General features: G+C 40.3%; 23 protein-coding genes. 14 read left to right on the top strand and 9 right to left on the bottom strand.

Annotation, left to right across the window (positions count from 1 at the left end; genetic code table 11):
- The first annotated feature begins 206 nt into the window (after positions 1-206).
- Positions 207-1,598 (top strand): serine endoprotease DegQ, encoded by a 1,392-nt coding sequence (gene degQ / locus ACNART_RS04065; protein ID WP_109371935.1) that lies wholly within the window; start codon positions 207-209, stop codon positions 1,596-1,598.
- A gap of 206 nt (positions 1,599-1,804) precedes the next feature.
- Positions 1,805-2,875, top strand: a complete 1,071-nt coding sequence (degS, locus tag ACNART_RS04060) for an outer membrane-stress sensor serine endopeptidase DegS (protein ID WP_109371937.1) — start codon at positions 1,805-1,807, stop codon at positions 2,873-2,875.
- Positions 2,876-2,902: 27 nt separating this feature from the next.
- Here degS and ACNART_RS04055 read toward each other — a convergent pair whose 3' ends face one another.
- The 9 genes from ACNART_RS04055 to mlaF form a co-directional block, all read right to left on the bottom strand.
- Positions 2,903-3,148: a CPCC family cysteine-rich protein gene (locus ACNART_RS04055; RefSeq protein WP_198630126.1), complete on the bottom strand. Its 246-nt coding sequence runs from the start codon at positions 3,146-3,148 to the stop codon at positions 2,903-2,905.
- A 33-nt stretch (positions 3,149-3,181) separates the two neighbouring features.
- Entirely contained in the window at positions 3,182-4,243 is a 1,062-nt protein-coding gene (locus ACNART_RS04050) for a DUF2157 domain-containing protein (protein WP_198625950.1), read from the bottom strand.
- A 194-nt stretch (positions 4,244-4,437) separates the two neighbouring features.
- The gene (murA, locus tag ACNART_RS04045; RefSeq protein ID WP_088493805.1) at positions 4,438-5,700 is read right to left on the bottom strand and encodes a UDP-N-acetylglucosamine 1-carboxyvinyltransferase; all 1,263 of its coding nucleotides are present in this window, start codon (positions 5,698-5,700) and stop codon (positions 4,438-4,440) included.
- Between the two features lie 47 nt (positions 5,701-5,747).
- Positions 5,748-6,002, bottom strand: a complete 255-nt coding sequence (gene ibaG / locus ACNART_RS04040) for a BolA family iron metabolism protein IbaG (protein ID WP_006535338.1) — start codon at positions 6,000-6,002, stop codon at positions 5,748-5,750.
- A 141-nt stretch (positions 6,003-6,143) separates the two neighbouring features.
- Positions 6,144-6,437 carry a lipid asymmetry maintenance protein MlaB gene (gene mlaB / locus ACNART_RS04035; protein WP_098941205.1) on the bottom strand — a complete coding sequence of 98 codons (294 nt, stop codon included), beginning with the start codon at positions 6,435-6,437 and terminating at the stop codon, positions 6,144-6,146.
- 1 nt (position 6,438) lies between these two features.
- Positions 6,439-7,068 (bottom strand): phospholipid-binding protein MlaC, encoded by a 630-nt coding sequence (gene mlaC / locus ACNART_RS04030; protein ID WP_109371945.1) that lies wholly within the window; start codon positions 7,066-7,068, stop codon positions 6,439-6,441.
- Positions 7,069-7,164: 96 nt separating this feature from the next.
- Positions 7,165-7,701 (bottom strand): outer membrane lipid asymmetry maintenance protein MlaD, encoded by a 537-nt coding sequence (mlaD, locus tag ACNART_RS04025; RefSeq protein WP_099074096.1) that lies wholly within the window; start codon positions 7,699-7,701, stop codon positions 7,165-7,167.
- A 3-nt stretch (positions 7,702-7,704) separates the two neighbouring features.
- Positions 7,705-8,484, bottom strand: a complete 780-nt coding sequence (gene mlaE / locus ACNART_RS04020) for a lipid asymmetry maintenance ABC transporter permease subunit MlaE (RefSeq protein WP_109371950.1) — start codon at positions 8,482-8,484, stop codon at positions 7,705-7,707.
- Between the two features lie 3 nt (positions 8,485-8,487).
- On the bottom strand, positions 8,488-9,300 hold the full coding sequence (gene mlaF, locus ACNART_RS04015) for a phospholipid ABC transporter ATP-binding protein MlaF (protein WP_100159974.1): 813 nt from the start codon (positions 9,298-9,300) through the stop codon (positions 8,488-8,490).
- 239 nt (positions 9,301-9,539) lie between these two features.
- Here mlaF and ACNART_RS04010 point away from each other — a divergent pair, with 239 nt between their 5' ends.
- The 12 genes from ACNART_RS04010 (at position 9,540) to rnk (ending at position 18,197) form a co-directional block, all read left to right on the top strand.
- The gene (locus tag ACNART_RS04010) at positions 9,540-10,520 is read left to right on the top strand and encodes a calcium/sodium antiporter (RefSeq protein WP_198619277.1); all 981 of its coding nucleotides are present in this window, start codon (positions 9,540-9,542) and stop codon (positions 10,518-10,520) included.
- Positions 10,521-10,538: 18 nt separating this feature from the next.
- Complete coding sequence (gene kdsD, locus ACNART_RS04005; protein ID WP_075671453.1) at positions 10,539-11,513, top strand: arabinose-5-phosphate isomerase KdsD; 975 nt, start codon at positions 10,539-10,541, stop codon at positions 11,511-11,513.
- 27 nt (positions 11,514-11,540) lie between these two features.
- Positions 11,541-12,098 carry a 3-deoxy-manno-octulosonate-8-phosphatase KdsC gene (gene kdsC / locus ACNART_RS04000; protein ID WP_198619276.1) on the top strand — a complete coding sequence of 186 codons (558 nt, stop codon included), beginning with the start codon at positions 11,541-11,543 and terminating at the stop codon, positions 12,096-12,098.
- Positions 12,099-12,114: 16 nt separating this feature from the next.
- The gene (gene lptC / locus ACNART_RS03995; protein ID WP_196569980.1) at positions 12,115-12,693 is read left to right on the top strand and encodes an LPS export ABC transporter periplasmic protein LptC; all 579 of its coding nucleotides are present in this window, start codon (positions 12,115-12,117) and stop codon (positions 12,691-12,693) included.
- Positions 12,674-13,207, top strand: a complete 534-nt coding sequence (gene lptA / locus ACNART_RS03990) for a lipopolysaccharide ABC transporter substrate-binding protein LptA (protein ID WP_151434183.1) — start codon at positions 12,674-12,676, stop codon at positions 13,205-13,207. The genes lptC and lptA overlap by 20 nt, the downstream gene beginning before the upstream one ends.
- 6 nt (positions 13,208-13,213) lie before the next feature.
- Positions 13,214-13,939, top strand: coding sequence for an LPS export ABC transporter ATP-binding protein (gene lptB / locus ACNART_RS03985; RefSeq protein ID WP_006535352.1), 726 nt, complete (start codon positions 13,214-13,216; stop codon positions 13,937-13,939).
- A 59-nt stretch (positions 13,940-13,998) separates the two neighbouring features.
- Positions 13,999-15,480 (top strand): RNA polymerase factor sigma-54, encoded by a 1,482-nt coding sequence (gene rpoN / locus ACNART_RS03980; protein WP_196736131.1) that lies wholly within the window; start codon positions 13,999-14,001, stop codon positions 15,478-15,480.
- A 23-nt stretch (positions 15,481-15,503) separates the two neighbouring features.
- Positions 15,504-15,791 carry a ribosome hibernation promoting factor gene (hpf, locus tag ACNART_RS03975; RefSeq protein WP_036913954.1) on the top strand — a complete coding sequence of 96 codons (288 nt, stop codon included), beginning with the start codon at positions 15,504-15,506 and terminating at the stop codon, positions 15,789-15,791.
- 149 nt (positions 15,792-15,940) lie between these two features.
- Positions 15,941-16,408: a PTS IIA-like nitrogen regulatory protein PtsN gene (gene ptsN, locus ACNART_RS03970; protein WP_023582879.1), complete on the top strand. Its 468-nt coding sequence runs from the start codon at positions 15,941-15,943 to the stop codon at positions 16,406-16,408.
- A 79-nt stretch (positions 16,409-16,487) separates the two neighbouring features.
- Positions 16,488-17,342 carry an RNase adapter RapZ gene (gene rapZ / locus ACNART_RS03965; RefSeq protein WP_064718868.1) on the top strand — a complete coding sequence of 285 codons (855 nt, stop codon included), beginning with the start codon at positions 16,488-16,490 and terminating at the stop codon, positions 17,340-17,342.
- Positions 17,339-17,611: a PTS phosphocarrier protein NPr gene (gene npr / locus ACNART_RS03960; protein ID WP_006535359.1), complete on the top strand. Its 273-nt coding sequence runs from the start codon at positions 17,339-17,341 to the stop codon at positions 17,609-17,611. The genes rapZ and npr overlap by 4 nt, the downstream gene beginning before the upstream one ends.
- A 175-nt stretch (positions 17,612-17,786) precedes the next feature.
- Positions 17,787-18,197 carry a nucleoside diphosphate kinase regulator gene (gene rnk / locus ACNART_RS03955; RefSeq protein WP_006535360.1) on the top strand — a complete coding sequence of 137 codons (411 nt, stop codon included), beginning with the start codon at positions 17,787-17,789 and terminating at the stop codon, positions 18,195-18,197.
- Positions 18,198-18,218: the final 21 nt, after the last annotated feature.

Raw genomic sequence — 18,218 nt, 5'->3', positions numbered from 1 at the left:
GCGTTTTTCTTTCTAACAAACGTCATAAAATGACAATTATTTGCTATGGTTTTAAAGATAGCTTTTGTCTTGTAAATCCGTGTAAAAGGAAGCAAAGCACATCATGTCTTAATGAACTTTCCTTTGTCAGTACAGGTCTTAGTGACATCGCGCTCATTTTGAGCAAAAACTTTTATTTTGATAACTGTATCAAGAGACTCTAATTCATGTTGACTAAAAAAAGAAAATTATTACTTAGTGCATTAGCAATGAGTGTCGGACTTTCACTCTCTACTATTCCAGCAACCAGTATGGCTGCACTACCTGCTGTGATGCCATCAGGCGAACAACTGCCAAGCCTTGCACCGATGTTAGAAAAAGTGTTACCTGCGGTTGTCAGTGTGCACGTTTCAGGAACGCGAGTACAAAACCAGCAAGTGCCCGAAGAGTTCAAATTCTTCTTTGGCCCCAATTTCCCATCACAACAACAAAGTGTACGCCCTTTTGAAGGCTTAGGCTCTGGCGTCATTATTGATGCACAAAAAGGCTATGTATTAACAAATAACCACGTTGTTGATGGTGCAGATAAAATTCAACTGCAAATTAATGATGGCCGTGAATTTAGTGCAAAATTAATTGGTAGCGATCCACAAACCGATATCGCATTACTGCAAATTGAAAAACCAACCAACTTAACCGCAATTAAAATGGCGGATTCTGACCAACTACGTGTTGGTGACTTTGCGGTTGCAGTCGGTAACCCATTTGGTTTAGGCCAAACAGCAACATCCGGTATTATTTCCGCACTAGGTCGTAGCGGTTTAAATCTTGAAGGTTTAGAGAACTTTATCCAGACCGATGCTTCAATCAACCGTGGTAACTCTGGTGGCGCGCTTGTTAACTTGAATGGTGAGTTAATCGGAATTAACACTGCTATTTTAGCACCAGGTGGTGGCAACATCGGTATTGGCTTCGCCATCCCAAGTAATATGGCGCGTGACCTTAGCCAACAACTGATTTCTCATGGTGAAGTTAAACGTGGCATATTAGGTATTCGCGGTACAGAAATGAATTCTGATCTGGCGAAATCCTTTAATATTGATGCACAACGCGGTGCTTTTGTTAGCGAAGTAATGCCAGATTCATCTGCTGCAAAAGCAGGCATTAAACCGGGTGACGTTTTAATTTCAGTTGATGGTAAACGTATCAATAGCTTTGCTGAATTAAGAGCTAAAGTGGGTACAACACCGCCAGGTAAAGAGATCCTAATTGGTTTAATCCGTCAAGGTAAACCAATGGATGTGAAAGTGACATTAGAGAAACAATCGGCAGATGCAACACGCGCAGATAACTTCTCTCCTGCACTACAAGGTGCAACATTAAGTAACTATGTGAATAAACAAGTGAAAGCTGTTGCAGTCGATTCTGTCGAAAAAGATTCAGCCGCTGCTGCATCTGGTTTACAAAAAGGCGACCTTATTATTGGTATCAATAATACGCCAATTACATCACTAGGCGATTTACGCAAAGCAATTGATGCTAAACCGCCTGTTCTTGCATTGAATATTCAACGTGGCAATGAACAAATTTATCTGCTGTTACGTAATACACCGCGCTAAGAAGTAAGCTTTCACCTATCTAATTTATTGATTTCCTTAGCCCTGTAATATCTATTATAGGGCTTTTTTTATATCTATTTTTGATGAGCGTCATTGGCTTAAAAGGGGATTTTATGCGTTGAGCGATGCTTTCATAAGTTAAACTATGCTATTCTCACCCCTTCTACGCGAATAATTTCACAGTCAGACATAAATACAGGATTTTTATGTTAACTAAATTACTGCGATCAACTCTAATTGGTCTTCTCACAGCAGCAATTCTTTTGATTGCAGTTCCTTCAATTCGCCCTATTTTTATTGAACGCCTACTTAATGGCGATTTTCTCAATGCGCCTTTTAGCTATAACACAGCAGTACGACGAGCCGCCCCTGCGGTTGTTAATGTTTATAGCAGTACGATGGGAAGCTTTTCTCAAGAAGGTCGTGAGCTGACATCTTTAGGCGCTGGCGTCATTATGGATGGTCGTGGTTATATTCTGACAAATCAACATGTTATTAATAATGCTGATCAAATTATTGTTGCGTTACAAAATGGTGATCTCTATGAAGGTTTACTCGTTGGCTCTGATCCATTAACTGATCTTGCTGTGTTAAAGATTGATGCAGATAAACTCCCGACGATCCCCATTAATAGTAAACGAATTTCTCATGTTGGTGATGTTGTACTGGCTATTGGTAATCCCTTTAATATTGGACAAACTATTACTCAAGGGATCATCAGTGCTACGGGTCGAGTTGGGTTAAGTCCAACACGCTACCAAAACTTTCTACAAACAGATGCCTCAATTAATGAAGGCAACTCGGGTGGCGCATTAATTAATACTGAAGGCGAACTTGTGGGTATTAATACCATGACGTTTGATTCAGGTACTTATAATGGATATCGCCCTAGTGCAGAAGGATTAGGCTTCGCTATTCCGACTGAACTTGCTGTAAAAATTATGAATAAGCTTATTCGTGATGGTCGTGTTATTCGTGGTTTTATTGGTATCACAGCAAAAGAATTACCTAAAATTCGTTCATCAAATACCGACATCAAACAAATTCAAGGGTTGCGCATTTTCCGTATCACACCAAATAGCCCAGCAGATAAAGCAGGAATAAAAACTGGCGATATCATTCTTAGCATTAATCATGCACCAGCAACTTCTGCGATGGAAATGATGGATTATATTGCTGAGACGCGCCCCGGTACGGTATTACCTGTAACATTATTGCGTGATGGCAATGAAATTAATGTCGATGTCACCATTTCGGAATACCAACCAGAATCATAACTAACAAAAAAATCTCCCTATTTTTGGCTAGTAGGGAGATTTCATATAGAACGTTGCACTTTGTAAGCAACTTTCTTTAAAGCTTTGGGTATTACGATAGTCCTCTAATGTGCTGTGATTACAACCGCTATATTGTCCTTCTTTAGTACCATCATTTTGCCAGCCACATACGGGGCAGATCTCAAAAAATGCCTCATCTTTATCTTTGAAAACAAAATAATGGCATGCAACACAGCTCACTTCTAAAGGAAGATGACAACTTCGCTTTTCCATAGGATTAGCTCTCCTATCATATCGTTAATTATACTATTCGCTCTTACTCTCTTTATTAGCAATTGAGTTATTTTCAACAGCATGCCAAATTTTTTCGGCTTTTCGTCCAATTAAAATCAGTGAAACAGCCAAAATAAAGAAAAAAATCGCACTGTGTAAACTATCCCAGAAATATTCAAAGAATCGGGTATAAAGGTTGATACCAAGGAATGTTAGGCCAAATCCTCTTAACATACCGTCATCTGTTTTAAGGCTTATATAAATACAGATAACGGCGACAACACCAAATAATAGCGCCCAAGGCAATAAATTCACACTTGAAGTGCGATACCACGTATCTGGATCGTAATTACCGAAAATAGACATTATCCATAGTGCAATAAACAGATAAGTCAGCCCCATTATTTTTGTCATGGTAAATAAACGACGGTGTATCAATATATTTTGTAGGAAATAACAGCCTGCTAATAATACTGCGCCAAAGAAGACAAAGCGGATAGGATAGTTCATCCCTAACCAATAAGCGCCCCATCCTGACATATAGCCAGTTTCAGCACCAAACCAATTTCCTAACATCAATAAGAAGAATAACCACACCAACGAGGAACGACTGATAAATCCAATTGCACCATAAATAACACAACCGATTAGAAAGAGAGGAGCAATATGACCACTTCCTGTATCCAGTAATTCTCCCAGTTGCCAAAGGAAAATAGCCGTAAACATCACACCTAAAAAGAGAATAAACTCAGTACTGTAATGCCACTGTGTCTCTTTTCGCTGACGTTTAAATCCCCATAAATAGAGCGCAGAAGCAATAAGTGCAGGAGAGATAACTCGCATAATTTCAGAAACACTAAAAATCTCAATTAAATAATAGACTAATGCGCTATCGCTAAAGATACTCCCAGCGGCAATAATCAAACAGACCATTGCTATCCAAAATGCGTAGCGACTTAATCTTTTCCAATCAAAAGGAATACGATGCAACGTACTTCCTAATTGTTGATATTCTTGTGTCGAGATTGCACCAGATTGTTGCCATTCATCCAGTGCTTGGCGAACTAGGCGCTCTTGTTTCCTTGTTACCTGCATATATGTCCCTTCCTTTTAGCTCATAGAGATTTCTCTAAAACAGGACTATTTTCTTACTGTACCTTGTCACGCAAGAAATGCCTTATGAATTATCCTATTCTATTGAGAGCCCTATTGAAATAATGCGCAAAAAAAACCATAGCACAACAATGCACTATGGTTTTAAATCGCTAAAAAAGGATAACTAAAATAAATTAGTCATTAGAGCGCAAACGTTCTATTTTTGCCCCTAATCCTTGTAATTTGGCTTCAATATTTTCATAACCACGGTCGATATGATAAATACGATCAACAATGGTTGTGCCTTCAGCAATACAGCCTGCAAGTACTAGACTTGCAGAAGCACGTAAATCGGTTGCCATCACTTGTGCGCCTGACAGTTTTTCAACACCGTGGCATAACACAGTATTGCTTTCAATTTCAGCGTGAGCGCCCATACGGATAAGCTCAGGAATGTGCATAAAACGATTTTCAAAAATAGTTTCAGTGATCATGCCCGCGCCTTCAGCAACTAAATTTAAAAGGCTAAATTGTGCTTGCATATCGGTTGGAAAACCCGGATGTGGCGCAGTACGCAATGTTACCGCTTTAGGGCGTTTACCATGCATATCAAGGCTTATCCAATCTTCACCCACTTCAATATCTGCACCAGCTTCACGTAATTTTGCTAACACAGCATCTAACGTATCAGGTTTTGCATTACGACAAACAACGCGACCACGCGAAATAGCAGCAGCAACTAAGAAAGTCCCTGTTTCAATACGATCAGGTAGAATTTGATAAGTACCGCCACCAAGGCGTTCTACACCTTCAATAGTAATGCTGTCTGTACCTGCACCACTAATTTTGGCACCTAATGTATTGAGGAAGTTTGCGGTATCTTCAATTTCAGGCTCTCTTGCCGCATTCTCAATGATGGTTTTGCCTTCAGCTAATACCGCAGCCGTCATAATAGTGATAGTGGCGCCCACGCTCACTTTATCCATGACAATATGTGCGCCTTTTAAACGCCCATCAACGCGTGCTTTCACATAACCTTCATCCAGTGTAATTTCAGCGCCTAATTGCTCTAAACCTGTGATATGAAGATCAACAGGACGAGCACCAATGGCACAGCCACCCGGTAAAGAAACCTGACCTTGACCAAAACGAGCCACCAGCGGACCTAAAGCCCAAATAGAAGCACGCATGGTTTTTACTAACTCGTAAGGAGCGCAAAATTCATTAATGTTACGAGCATCAACAAAAACAGAGCCATTACGTTCAACATTAGTTCCCAAGCGATTAAGTAACTTAATCGTTGTATCGATATCTTTTAATTTAGGGACATTGGTTAATTCTACTGGCTCTTCGGCAAGGATCGCAGCGAACAGGATTGGTAGTGCGGCATTTTTTGCGCCTGAAATAGTGACCTCACCTGATAAACAGGTTGGTCCTTGTACTCTAAATTTATCCATCTGTAGAACTCTCTTTTTATTTTGCTGTACGCTGTATACCTACTGGATTAAAGCCCGTTAAGTTTACGATCTCTCTTCCACTCTTCAGGTGTGTAGGCTTTAATAGACAAAGCGTGAATACGGTTATCTGCGATATATTCCATCAAAGGGGCATAAATGGTTTGTTGTTGTTTTACTCTGCTCATTCCCTCAAACATTGCGCCAACAACGACAACTTGAAAATGACTACCATCACCATTGACGATGACTTCATCTAACGACAGGCTGTCCATTAATACTTGTTTGATTTCATTTGTATCCATAATTGCTCAATCTCAACGTTAAAATAATAATCAGTCGTCTATCCTAATGGAATCCGCTCTACTCTTAAACCATCAAAAACCCCCTTAATGATAAAAGTATCACGAAGGGGGCTTTTTAATACCTTTACTCAAAAATCTGTATTAGGCAATATTCATAATTTCATCAAGATCATAGAGTGTAATTAATGTTTGAAAACGCTCACTTACACCTTGAATAATAAATTGACGATTTTGCTCTTCCATTTCTGCTTTTAAGTGAACAAAAAGTGCCAACCCTGTTGAATCAATATGTCCTAAGGCAGAAATATCAATGATATTAATATCAGCTAATAATGCTTTACGCTGCTGCCAAGCAGGCAATAACGTTTCACGATCTAGCGTTCCTTGGAAATAGAGGACACCCTCCTTTTTTTCCCAATTTAACGAAGCTGACATGTTATTTTTTCTCATCCAGTGTGATTGGTGTTTTAGCACTGATTTCTAACTGTTTTGTTAAACCATCAACACCTTTAGAATTTAAAATATCTGACCACTCATTCTGTTTTGTTGTGATCATGCTTACACCTTCAGCAATCATATCATAAGCTTGCCATTCACCTGTTTTACTGTTTTTACGCCATTGGAAATCAAGGCGAACAGGTGGGCGGCCATTTGTATCGATAATGGTGACGCGAATAGTTAGCGTTGATTTATCTGCGAAAGGTTTTGCTGGCTCAATACGGTATTCTTGACCTTCATACATGGCTAATGCTTGACCATAGACTTGAGCAAGATACGCTTCAAATGCAGTGAAATAAGCATCACGTTGCGCTGGTGTTGCATTACGATAATGAGGGCCTAACACTAATGCACCTGCATATTTAATATGTACATAAGGCAGTAATTCTTGCTGAACAATTTGACGTAAAAGTTCAGGATTTTTACGAATTTCAGGCTGTTCATTTTTTAATTTACTAAAGGTCTTTTGTGCCGCATCTTCCATCAATGCGTAAGGATTGGTTTTATCTACCGCCATAGCAAAAGGCGTTATCACTAATAGTGCGACCATCAATAAGCGTTTAAACATACGTTCGCTTCTCCTCAAATAGGGTTTCAATAATACGATGCATTTATTACGCTAAATCTAGCTAAATGTATAAGTGCATCGTATAGGAATTCATGATTAAGGTAATGCAGAGTGTTCTTCTGTTGGTTTAGATTCAGATTTAGCTGAATCATCACCATCACCCGTTTTATAAAGGAATTGACCAATAAGATCTTCTAGCACCATTGCTGAATTAGTGTTTGTGATCCGTCCCCCGTCTTTTAACAGAGTAGAATCTAACGCTTCATCATAAAAACCTAAATTCAATGCAAGGAACTGCTCACCTAATAAACCAGATGTACGAATAGACAGTGAGCTACTTTCTGGAATGTGGTCATAAATGCTCAGAATATCGAGCGCGACTTCAGGGCGATAGTTTCCTTCATCTTCTTCTTTTAAGGTGATAGAAGAAACACGACCAATCACCACACCACCAATCTTAACTGGAGAGCGCTCTTTTAACCCACCAATATTACCGAAGCTGGCATAAACGCGATAAGTCGGTTGGTTACCCATTTCTTTAATATCAGCGACTTTAAGACATAAGAAAATCACAGCAGCTAACGCAATCAGAACAAATAGACCAACCCAAACTTCAATTTTTTTACTTTGCATGACTTAGTTCCCAAACATCAGTGCTGTTAGCACAAAATCTAAACCCAATACGGCTAACGATGAATGAACAACAGTACGTGTTGTTGCTCTGCTAATCCCTTCTGATGTTGGGATTGCGTCATACCCGTTAAAGAGCGCTATCCAAGTGACGGTAATGGCAAAAACGACACTTTTAATAAAGCAGTTCACTAAATCGAGTCGCCATTCAACGGCACCCTGCATAGATGCCCAGAAAAAGCCTTCATCGATCCCTTTCCAATCCACACCCACAATTGCACCGCCCCAAATACCGATGGCAACAAAAATAAGTGAAAGTAATGGCATACTAATAAGCCCCGCCCAAAAGCGAGGAGCAACGACACGTCTTAAAGGATCGACTGCCATCATTTCTAAACTAGAAATTTGTTCTGTGGCTTTCATTAAGCCGATTTCAGCGGTTAAGGCTGAACCTGCTCGACCTGCAAATAATAATGCAGTCACCACAGGACCTAATTCTCTTAACAATGAGAGTGCGACCATCATGCCAAGACTAGCTTCAGCACTAAAAGTGGTTAAAACAAGATAGCCTTGTAATCCCAACACCATGCCAATAAACAGCCCAGACACCATGATAATTAATAAGGATTGAACACCAACGTTATACAGTTGCTTCATTAACAGAGGCCACTGTTTACGAAATTCCGGCTTACCGACTAATGCTCGAAAGAGCATAATGCCAGCTCTCCCGAAGGTTGCAAAAATCGCTAATGCTCTAGTGCCAATGCGAGATAATAAATTTACCACGTACTAATTTCCTCGTCCTAATAGGTCGTCCTGATAATCTCCCGCAGGAAAACGGAAAGGCACAGGGCCATCAGCAATACCATCTAAAAACTGCCTTACTTGCCTATCTGGATTATCCTGTAATTCTTGTGCACTGCCTTGAGCAATCACTTTCTGCTCCGCAACAATATAGGCGTAATCTGCGATACTCAACACTTCGGGTACATCATGGGAAACCACAACACAAGTCACACCAAGCGCATGATTTAACTCATCAATTAGCTTAACCAGCACACCCATTGTGATAGGATCTTGCCCAACAAAAGGCTCATCAAACATAATCAGTTCAGGATCAAGCGCGATAGCTCTTGCTAATGCCGCCCTTCTCGCCATTCCTCCTGATAATTCAGAAGGCATTAAACTTGCCGCACCACGTAATCCCACGGCTTCAAGTTTCATCATCACCGTTGTACGGATCAATGCTTCAGGTAAATTTGTATGCTCTCTTAGTGGAAACGCCACATTTTCAAACACATTCATGTCAGTGAACAGTGCGCCTGATTGAAAAAGCATACTCATTTTTTTTCTTGCCTGATACAACGCAGAACGTGATAGCGCAGGAATATTGTCGCCATCAAACCAAATTTCACCACTATCTGGAAGGATTTGTCCTCCCATTAGACGTAACAAGGTTGTTTTACCAATCCCTGAAGGGCCCATAATCGCAGTCACTTTCCCTCTCGGTACAACAAGATTGATCTCAGAGAAGATCTTTCTGCTACCGCGAGTGAAGTTCATATTGCGCACTTCAATTAGATTGTCAGATTGTGCGTTCATGAATAAAACATCCTCAAGCCTGTCTGCATAAACGAATTTTTACGCTATTTTGGCAGGTCATTCGCCATGTTACAAAGAAATCACCACTATTTAGCAATTTATTGCACGGTTAATTTTACTTTTCGTGCTTGGCTAGTCAAAATATGGTTAATTAGCAAAACCTTTTGACAATATGTTTTTTTATCAGCCCTGTCTTATTGGTTTTTTCTTTATTCGCTCATTGTTGGAAAACTGATGGCATGTTGATTACTTTGTCTCTTTTAATTTTTGGGTTGATGTTACTTGTTTATGCATCAGACCGATTAGTTTATGGTGCGAGCGTTTTTGCGCAATCGTTAAAAATTCCGCCAGCCGTTATCGGTATCTTAATTGTAGGTACTGGTACTTCACTGCCTGAGCTTTTTGTTTCAACTGATGCCGCAGTTCATAATTTGCCTGATATCGCTATCGGGACAGCCATTGGCTCGACACTCACCAACCTTCTCCTCATCGCAGGTATTGGCGCGATGATTTACCCCATGAACATTCAGTCCGCAGTGCTAAAAAAAGAGCTTCCCTTAATGATTATAGTCATCATGCTCGTTGGCATTATTGTTTCTAGCGGAAACTTAGGGCTTAGAGAAGGCTCACTGCTCTTTTTTATTGGTTTTGCATCCATTTTTCTAATGATAAAAACAATGCATAAAACACTAACACAAGAGCGCCACGTATTACCTTTAGAAACCTTAACCCGTTTTGAATTACAGACAAATCCCCGTAATTCTGTTGCACTTTTTTGGGTCGTTATTGCTTTACTGATTATTCCAGTTGCGACCCAAATGATATTAGATAATGTCTTTATTTTAATGCAACAGTATCATCTTAGTGGATTTTTTGTTGGTTTAACCTTGCTATCTATTGGAACAAGCCTACCTGAGTTAGCAACAACCATTGTGGCAGCACTAAGACGCGAGAATGAGTTAGCATTAGGGAATATTATAGGTGCTAATATTTTCAATCTAACTTTTGTCTTGGGCATGCCAGCATTACTCTCACCAAGCACATTTAATATCAATACATTTTATTTTAGTTTTGCTGTACTTGGTGTCGCCAGTTTACTGTTTTCTCTCTTTTCATTAGGGCGCAAACAGCGTCTTAATCGAGGAAAAGGGATATTCTTGTTAGTTTGCTTTATTGTTTATATTACGGTGTTGTGCGTCGCACATTCTCTCTTAACCTAAAATAAATGGTACAAAAAAATGACCGAGTTTGATTTTCAGCAAGCGGGTAAAAAAGTCCTTCATATTGAGCGTGATGGGTTAGCTGAACTAGAACAATATATCAACGATGATTTTACGCTTGCCTGTGAAAAAATTTTTCACTGCCAAGGTCGAGTGATTGTGATGGGTATGGGTAAATCTGGCCATATTGGGCATAAAATTGCTGCAACATTCGCCAGTACAGGAACACCTTCTTTCTTTGTTCATCCTGGTGAAGCCAGCCACGGTGACTTAGGAATGGTGACAGAAAAAGATATCGTTCTAGCGATTTCAAACTCAGGGGAAGCCAGCGAGATCCTTGCGCTTATTCCAGTACTGAAACGTAAACAGATAACACTGATTTGTATGACACGCACTCCTCAAAGTACAATGGGGAAAGCGTCTGATATTCATCTTTGTATCAAAGTACCTAAAGAAGCCTGTCCTTTAGGGCTTGCCCCAACAACCAGTACAACGGCAACCTTAGTCATGGGGGATGCGCTAGCGATCGCACTTTTACGTGCCCGTGGTTTTACCGCTGAAGATTTTGCGCTTTCTCATCCTGGTGGTGCACTAGGTCGTAAATTACTCCTTCATGTCAGTGATTTAATGAATAAAGAGGCAGATATTCCGCGCGTCACCAAAGATGCCACTTTACGTGAAGCTCTTGTCGAGATAACCCGTAAAAAATTAGGAATGACCGTCATTTGCGATGATAGTATGCTGATCAACGGTATATTTACTGACGGTGACTTACGAAGAATATTTGATTTAGGGATAGATCTAAATAATGCCAAAATCTCAGATGTGATGACAAGAGGCGGTATTCGTATTCGCCCAGATTGTTTAGCGGTTGAAGCACTGAATTTAATGCAAGCAAAACATATCACCTCGCTATTAGTGACGGAACAAGATAGTGATATCCTGTTAGGTGTTTTGCATATGCATGATTTATTACAGGCTGGTGTTGTATAAGATAGTCATAACGTTCGAAGGATAAAAATGAATACAATGATAGAAACTTGTTATGGTGCAGTAAGCGAACAAATCATCAAAAAAGCAGAAAAAATCCAATTGCTGATTTGTGATGTTGATGGTGTGATGTCAGACGGACTCATTTACATGGGCAATAATGGCGAAGAATTAAAAGCTTTTAATGTCCGTGATGGGTATGGCATCCGTTGTTTGCTTACATCCGGCATTGAGGTTGCTATCATTACAGGTCGTCAGTCTAAACTGTTAGAAGGTCGTGCTAAGACCCTTGGCATTACATATCTTTACCAAGGTCAGCATAATAAGCTTTTGGCGTATCAACAACTGTTAGATACACTAAACCTTAAACCTGAACAAACAGCCTATATTGGTGACGACCTGATTGATTTACCTGTAATGGAAAAAGTAGGACTTTCCGTTGCCGTGGCTGATGCTCATCCATTACTTACACCTCATGCTAATTATGTAACCCGCATTGCGGGAGGGCGTGGTGCAGTACGAGAGTTGTGTGATTTAATCCTTTTAGCGCAAGGTCGGCTTGAAGAAGCTAAAGGTCTTTCGATTTAACGTATAACGATACAGAATGAATAAATTAAAATCCTGGTTTACCTTAATTCTTGCCATTATCGCCCTTGCGCTGATTGGCTGGAACTACACTAATAACACTGAATTCGGTGATGGTGAGATTGTTGATGATGGTCAGCCAACTTATCAATCCAAATCATCGATATCTTTTGTTTACGAGCCAACGGGTATACTCGGATATAAACTTGTTGCTGATGATGTCAAAAATTATGCTCAACAGAAGTTTACATGGTTTACTAACCCTGTCTTAACTACCTATTCACCGACAGGGGATGCAACATGGACAGTACGCGCGAATAAAGCCAAGCTGACAAACAGTAAAATGCTCTATCTTTATGGCGATGTTCAAATTGATAGCTTAACCGATGATTCTCAACTACAGAGAATAAGCACAGACAACGCTATCGCAAATTTAGATACACAGGATGTTTCCTCTGATGATGAAGTGACTATTATCGGCGTCGGACTGAAATCAGTCGGCTTAAAAATGCGAGGCAATCTGCGTGAAAAACGTGCAGAGCTGATTGAAAAGGTAAACACCTATTATGAGATCCCTAATGAATCAAAAAATCCGTAATACACTGATTATCGGTACACTTTTAGCGATAAGTGTACCTGCGATGGCGCTTAAAGATGACACACAACAACCTATTGTTGTGAACTCAGAGAAACAATCGCTTGATCTAGAAAAAAACGTCACAACCTTCACACAAAATGTTGTGATCAAACAAGGATCTATCGATATTCGTGCTGATAAAGTTGTTGTCACACGTCCAGGCGGTGACTCCAAAAAGATCGTAATAGAAGCATTTGGTAATCCAGTAACTTTTTATCAGCTACAAGATGATGGTAAACCTATCAAAGGTCGTGGTGAAAAAATGACCTATGAAATGGATAAAGAGTTAATGACCTTAACGGGTAAAGCCTATCTTGAACAATTAGACAGTAATATCACCGGTGATAAGATCACTTATCTCGTCCCAACTCAGCAAATGGAAGCTTTTAGCGGTAAAGGTAAACAAGTGACTACTGTTTTACTGCCTTCCCAGTTGCAAGAGAAAGGTCCTGGTGTTAACAACAAAGGTAAGTAACACTTTATGGCGCTGTTAAAAGCTGAAAATTTAGCGAAAGCATACAAAGGGCGCACCGTTGTCGGTGATGTCAGCCTGAACGTTAACTCCGGTGAGATTGTCGGCTTACTTGGGCCAAATGGTGCAGGTAAAACAACCACATTCTATATGGTTGTTGGCATTGTCGCTCGTGATGCAGGTAGTATTACAATTGATGATGAAGACATTACGCTGTTACCGTTACATGAACGAGCGCGTAAAGGCATTGGCTATCTTCCTCAAGAGGCGTCTATTTTTAGACGCTTAAGCGTTTATGACAACATTATGGGGATCTTAGAAATCCGCCATGATTTAACGCCTGAAGAACGAAAAGATCGAGCAGAAGAACTGCTAGAAGAGTTTAATGTCAGCCACTTACGTAACAGCTTAGGGCAATCATTATCAGGGGGTGAACGTCGCCGTGTTGAAATCGCGCGGGCATTGGCAGCCAACCCTAAATTCATTTTATTAGATGAACCTTTTGCAGGTGTTGACCCTATTTCGGTATTAGATATTAAAAAAATTATCCAGCATCTACGTGATTATGGATTAGGTGTACTGATTACTGACCATAACGTGCGTGAAACATTAGATGTGTGTGAACGTGCTTATATCGTCAGCCAAGGTCACCTTATCGCTCATGGTTCACCAGAAGAAATTCTTGAAAATGAGCAAGTTAAACGTGTTTACTTAGGTGAAGGCTTCCGCCTGTAATCTTTGATTCACTTTTACTCTGTCAAGGATGACAATAGCAAAGGACTCATCGCATTATTATGAAACAAAGTCTGCAACTTCGTCTTAGTCAGCAACTGGCAATGACGCCACAGCTACAACAGGCTATTCGTTTGTTGCAACTTTCGACGCTTGAATTACAACAGGAAATTCAGCAAGCACTTGAGTCTAATCCACTTCTAGAACAAGACGACGATCCACAAGATCCCGTTTCAGATGATGCGTCTCATACAGAAGATCAGCCAACCTCTACAACAGAAACAACAACTGAAAACGAAGTTGAAGAGTTTGACACGCTGGATGCTTTAGAACAAAAAGAGATGCCTGATGATCTTCCTTTAGATACTCAATGGGAAGAGATCTACACCGCTGGCACTCCTTCTGGCACCAGTAATGACTATACTGATGATGAGCTTCCACTGTATCAAGGTGAAACAACTGCCTCATTGCAAGATTACCTCACATGGCAGGCTGATCTCACCCCATTTTCAGAAACAGACAGAGCAATTGCGATAAGTATTATCGATGCTATTGATGAAACAGGCTATTTAACTGTCACAACAGATGACATCCTTGCTGGAATGGGCGATGATGAATTAGAGCTTGATGAAGTCGAAGCCGTATTAAAACGTATTCAACGCTTTGATCCTATTGGTGTTGCTGCTCGTGATTTAAAAGAGTGTCTTTTGATTCAGCTATCCGCTTTTTCAACAGAAACACCCTATCTTAAAGAAACGCAGTTAGTCATTAGCCAATATTTAGAGTTGCTAGGTAACCGTGATTTTCGTCAATTGATGCGTCAAACGAAATTACGAGAAGAGACACTAAAATCTGTTATTGAGATGATCCAGTCTCTTGATCCTAAGCCCGGATTAAGTATTGATACAGGCGAGTCAGAGTATGTTATTCCAGATATACTGGTAAAAAAATCAGGTGAACGCTGGCAAGTTGAGTTAAATACAGATAGCATTCCTCGCCTACGAATAAATGAGACTTATGCAGCATTGGGTCAATCGACTCAAAATGAAAGTGATGGAAAATTTATTCGTGACAATTTACAAGAAGCCAAATGGCTGATAAAAAGTTTAGAAAGCCGTAATGAGACATTATTAAAAGTCGCTCATTGCATTGTTGATACACAGCAGGCATTTTTCGAATTAGGTGAAGAGCACATGAAACCCTTAGTGTTAGCAGATATTGCTGAACAGGTTGAAATGCACGAATCCACCATTTCTCGAGTGACAACGCAAAAATTTTTGCATTGCCCGAGAGGAATTTTCGAATTGAAGTATTTTTTCTCTAGCCATGTGAATACTGATAGCGGGGGCGAAGCCTCTTCAACAGCAATCAGGGCTTTAGTGAAGAAACTAATCGCAGCAGAAAACCCAGCGAAACCACTTAGTGATAGTAAACTGGCTGATATGCTCGCAGAACTTGGAATACAAGTTGCTCGACGCACTGTTGCGAAGTATAGAGAGTCATTATCCATCCCGCCTTCAAATCAACGCAAAGAGTTGGTTTGAGCATAATTGAGAAGGAAGACACTATGGAACTTCAAATCACTGGTCATAATATTGAATTAACCGATGCTCTGCGTGATACCGTCAAAGCAAAAAGCGCGAAATTACCTCAGTTCTTTGACAAAATTAATAACGTTCAGGTTATCCTGAAAGTCGAGAAAGTTAATAAAATCGCGGAAGCGACCATTCAAGTTAATGGCGGTGAATTGCATGCCTCTGCAGAAGCAGAAGATATGTACGCAGCAATTGATGGATTAATGGATAAACTGGCTCGTCAATTAACCAAACACAAAGATAAACTGAGACAACATTAATTCATTTCCCATTGTGAAATGGGGATACAATCGGCGAAGTTACTGCGTTGTTTATGACTCGGTTTAAGCCAACGCCTAATCAATATCAGTAACAAAAAACCAGATGTCACTTTGTGGCATCTGGTTTGCTGGTCTAAGTGAATAAGACAATGAACAACGATACAAAGATGAATATTAGCGACGTACTTTCTCTGGCATGTACGCATAATGATGTACATTGCACGAGTAAAAAGCGCGCGTTAGAAATTATCAGTGAAAATGCAGCAAAAGCACTTAATTTACCCGAAACACTGATATTTGAAGCTTTATTGACGCGTGAAAAAGTCGGTACAACAGGGATTGGGGGTGGTTTAGCTATCCCTCATGGACGTATTGAAAGTGATGAAACAGAAAAAGTAGTTGGTGTGTTTCTTCACCTAAGCGAACCTATTGCCTTCGACGCTATTGATAATCAACCTGTCGATTTGTTGTTCGCATTACTCGTTCCTGCGACACAATGTAAGGAACATTTACACACACTGTCTTTGATTGCAAAACAGTTGGCAGACAAAAATTTATGTCGCCGACTACGCTCCGCACAAAGTGATGAAGAGCTTTATCAGATTATCACAGAATAACCCCTACGGGTTTAGTAGGACGCGAATAGCATACAGTGGAATGATATTCATCACTGGGAAATTATAGGGGAGCTACCTCATGGTGCTGATGATAGTCAGCGGACGCTCTGGTTCAGGTAAGTCAGTCGCTTTGCGTGCGCTTGAAGACATGGGATTTTATTGTGTTGATAATTTACCTGTTGATCTTTTACCTGAGCTAGCAAAAACACTGGCTGAACGTGATGCTTCTGCTGCCGCAGTCAGTATTGATGTCCGAAATATGCCAGAGTCGCCGGAGATCTTCGAAAAAGCGCTGGAAAGTTTACCCGCTGAATATTCTCCACAACTCTTATTTTTAGACGCAGATAGAAATACCTTAATTCGTCGTTATAGTGATACTCGACGTCTTCACCCTCTTTCGACCAAGAATCTTTCGTTAGAAGTGGCCATTGATACCGAAAGTGATCTGCTTGAGCCATTGCGATCACGGGCTGACCTCATTATTGATACCTCTGAGATGTCAGTCCATGAACTCGCAGAAATGTTACGCACTCGCTTATTAGGTAAGCGTGAACGTGAACTGACCATGGTCTTTGAATCTTTTGGCTTTAAGCATGGTATTCCTATTGATGCGGATTATGTTTTTGATGTGCGCTTCTTACCGAATCCACATTGGGATCCTAAACTGCGTCCAATGACAGGTCTTGATCGCCCTGTCGCGGCATTTTTAGATAGACACACCGAAGTTCATAACTTTATTTATCAAACTAGAAGCTATCTCGAACTTTGGTTGCCGATGTTAGAAACCAATAACCGTAGTTATTTAACGGTTGCAATTGGTTGTACGGGGGGGAAACACCGCTCTGTTTATGTTGCTGAGCAACTCGCAGATTATTTCCGCTCTAGAGGGAAAAACGTACAATCACGCCACAGAACACTAGAAAAACGCAAATGACCCAATATCGACAAGTTGCGATTAAAAATCGACTCGGTATGCATGCAAGACCTGCAATGAAGCTGTTTGATTTAGTAAAAACATTTCAATCAACTGTCATTTTACGCAACAACGAAGGGGTTGAAGCACAAGCGGATAGTGTGATTGCTATGCTGATGTTAGATTCAGAGCAAGGCAGTCAAATTGATATAGAAGTCACTGGTAGTGATGAAAATGAAGCTATTGATGCTATTATCGCATTATTTGAATCTGGGTTTGATGAAGAATAATCGTAATAGAAAACAATAGATTAGCATTTCTTAACTAAATAACCCGAAAGAGACTGTGATCACTGTCTCTTTCTTTTTTATACAGAACCGCCTATTATCTCTTATATGAGTTTAACAACACCCCCACCTCATCCGTGGGGGTGTTGTTTTGCATTGGAATAAATTGGAGTGTGGTATGACAAAGCCAACAATTATCATCAACGAACTTGATGCAGAACGTTTAGATTCATTACTTGAACAACCGGCATTTGCAGATAGCCCGATTGCTGAAGCATTGAATGAAGAATTAGATCGTGCTGACATTGTTACACCAGCTGATATCCCTGCTAATATTGTCACAATGAACAGCAAAGTCCGTTTTATGGACTTAAAAAACAATGAAGAGCGTACTCGTACTTTAGTGTATCCCGCTTCATTAAAAGACAGCGCCACTGAACTTTCCGTTATGGCACCAATGGGTGCTGCGCTACTGGGTTTAGCGATTGATGATGAGATCAGTTGGAAGTTGCCAAATGGCCTTGAAACCAAGGTTAAAGTATTAGAAATTCTATACCAACCGGAAGCTGCGGGTGAATTACACCGTTAAGCAGAGCTGAAGGTTCGCGTC

Origin of the sequence: Proteus sp. LHD240705 (assembly GCF_047921555.1) — a bacterium.
In the GTDB taxonomy this organism is placed as follows: Bacteria; Pseudomonadota; Gammaproteobacteria; order Enterobacterales; family Enterobacteriaceae; genus Proteus.
This window is presented reverse-complemented; position numbering and strand designations above follow the sequence as displayed.

What these genes read in the sequence shown, in the direction of transcription:
- ibaG (WP_006535338.1), bottom strand. Translation starts at nt 6,002, where the DNA reads ATGGATACAAATGAAATCAAACAAGTATTAATGGACAGCCTGTCGTTA.
- mlaC (WP_109371945.1), bottom strand. Translation starts at nt 7,068, where the DNA reads ATGTTTAAACGCTTATTGATGGTCGCACTATTAGTGATAACGCCTTTT.
- rapZ (WP_064718868.1), top strand. Translation starts at nt 16,488, where the DNA reads ATGGTGCTGATGATAGTCAGCGGACGCTCTGGTTCAGGTAAGTCAGTC.
- kdsD (WP_075671453.1), top strand. Translation starts at nt 10,539, where the DNA reads ATGACCGAGTTTGATTTTCAGCAAGCGGGTAAAAAAGTCCTTCATATT.
- ptsN (WP_023582879.1), top strand. Translation starts at nt 15,941, where the DNA reads ATGAACAACGATACAAAGATGAATATTAGCGACGTACTTTCTCTGGCA.
- ACNART_RS04055 (WP_198630126.1), bottom strand. Translation starts at nt 3,148, where the DNA reads ATGGAAAAGCGAAGTTGTCATCTTCCTTTAGAAGTGAGCTGTGTTGCA.
- ACNART_RS04010 (WP_198619277.1), top strand. Translation starts at nt 9,540, where the DNA reads ATGTTGATTACTTTGTCTCTTTTAATTTTTGGGTTGATGTTACTTGTT.
- lptA (WP_151434183.1), top strand. Translation starts at nt 12,674, where the DNA reads ATGAATCAAAAAATCCGTAATACACTGATTATCGGTACACTTTTAGCG.
- hpf (WP_036913954.1), top strand. Translation starts at nt 15,504, where the DNA reads ATGGAACTTCAAATCACTGGTCATAATATTGAATTAACCGATGCTCTG.
- lptC (WP_196569980.1), top strand. Translation starts at nt 12,115, where the DNA reads ATGAATAAATTAAAATCCTGGTTTACCTTAATTCTTGCCATTATCGCC.
- murA (WP_088493805.1), bottom strand. Translation starts at nt 5,700, where the DNA reads ATGGATAAATTTAGAGTACAAGGACCAACCTGTTTATCAGGTGAGGTC.
- lptB (WP_006535352.1), top strand. Translation starts at nt 13,214, where the DNA reads ATGGCGCTGTTAAAAGCTGAAAATTTAGCGAAAGCATACAAAGGGCGC.
- ACNART_RS04050 (WP_198625950.1), bottom strand. Translation starts at nt 4,243, where the DNA reads ATGCAGGTAACAAGGAAACAAGAGCGCCTAGTTCGCCAAGCACTGGAT.
- mlaB (WP_098941205.1), bottom strand. Translation starts at nt 6,437, where the DNA reads ATGTCAGCTTCGTTAAATTGGGAAAAAAAGGAGGGTGTCCTCTATTTC.
- kdsC (WP_198619276.1), top strand. Translation starts at nt 11,541, where the DNA reads ATGAATACAATGATAGAAACTTGTTATGGTGCAGTAAGCGAACAAATC.
- rnk (WP_006535360.1), top strand. Translation starts at nt 17,787, where the DNA reads ATGACAAAGCCAACAATTATCATCAACGAACTTGATGCAGAACGTTTA.
- rpoN (WP_196736131.1), top strand. Translation starts at nt 13,999, where the DNA reads ATGAAACAAAGTCTGCAACTTCGTCTTAGTCAGCAACTGGCAATGACG.
- mlaF (WP_100159974.1), bottom strand. Translation starts at nt 9,300, where the DNA reads ATGAACGCACAATCTGACAATCTAATTGAAGTGCGCAATATGAACTTC.
- degQ (WP_109371935.1), top strand. Translation starts at nt 207, where the DNA reads ATGTTGACTAAAAAAAGAAAATTATTACTTAGTGCATTAGCAATGAGT.
- mlaD (WP_099074096.1), bottom strand. Translation starts at nt 7,701, where the DNA reads ATGCAAAGTAAAAAAATTGAAGTTTGGGTTGGTCTATTTGTTCTGATT.
- npr (WP_006535359.1), top strand. Translation starts at nt 17,339, where the DNA reads ATGACCCAATATCGACAAGTTGCGATTAAAAATCGACTCGGTATGCAT.
- degS (WP_109371937.1), top strand. Translation starts at nt 1,805, where the DNA reads ATGTTAACTAAATTACTGCGATCAACTCTAATTGGTCTTCTCACAGCA.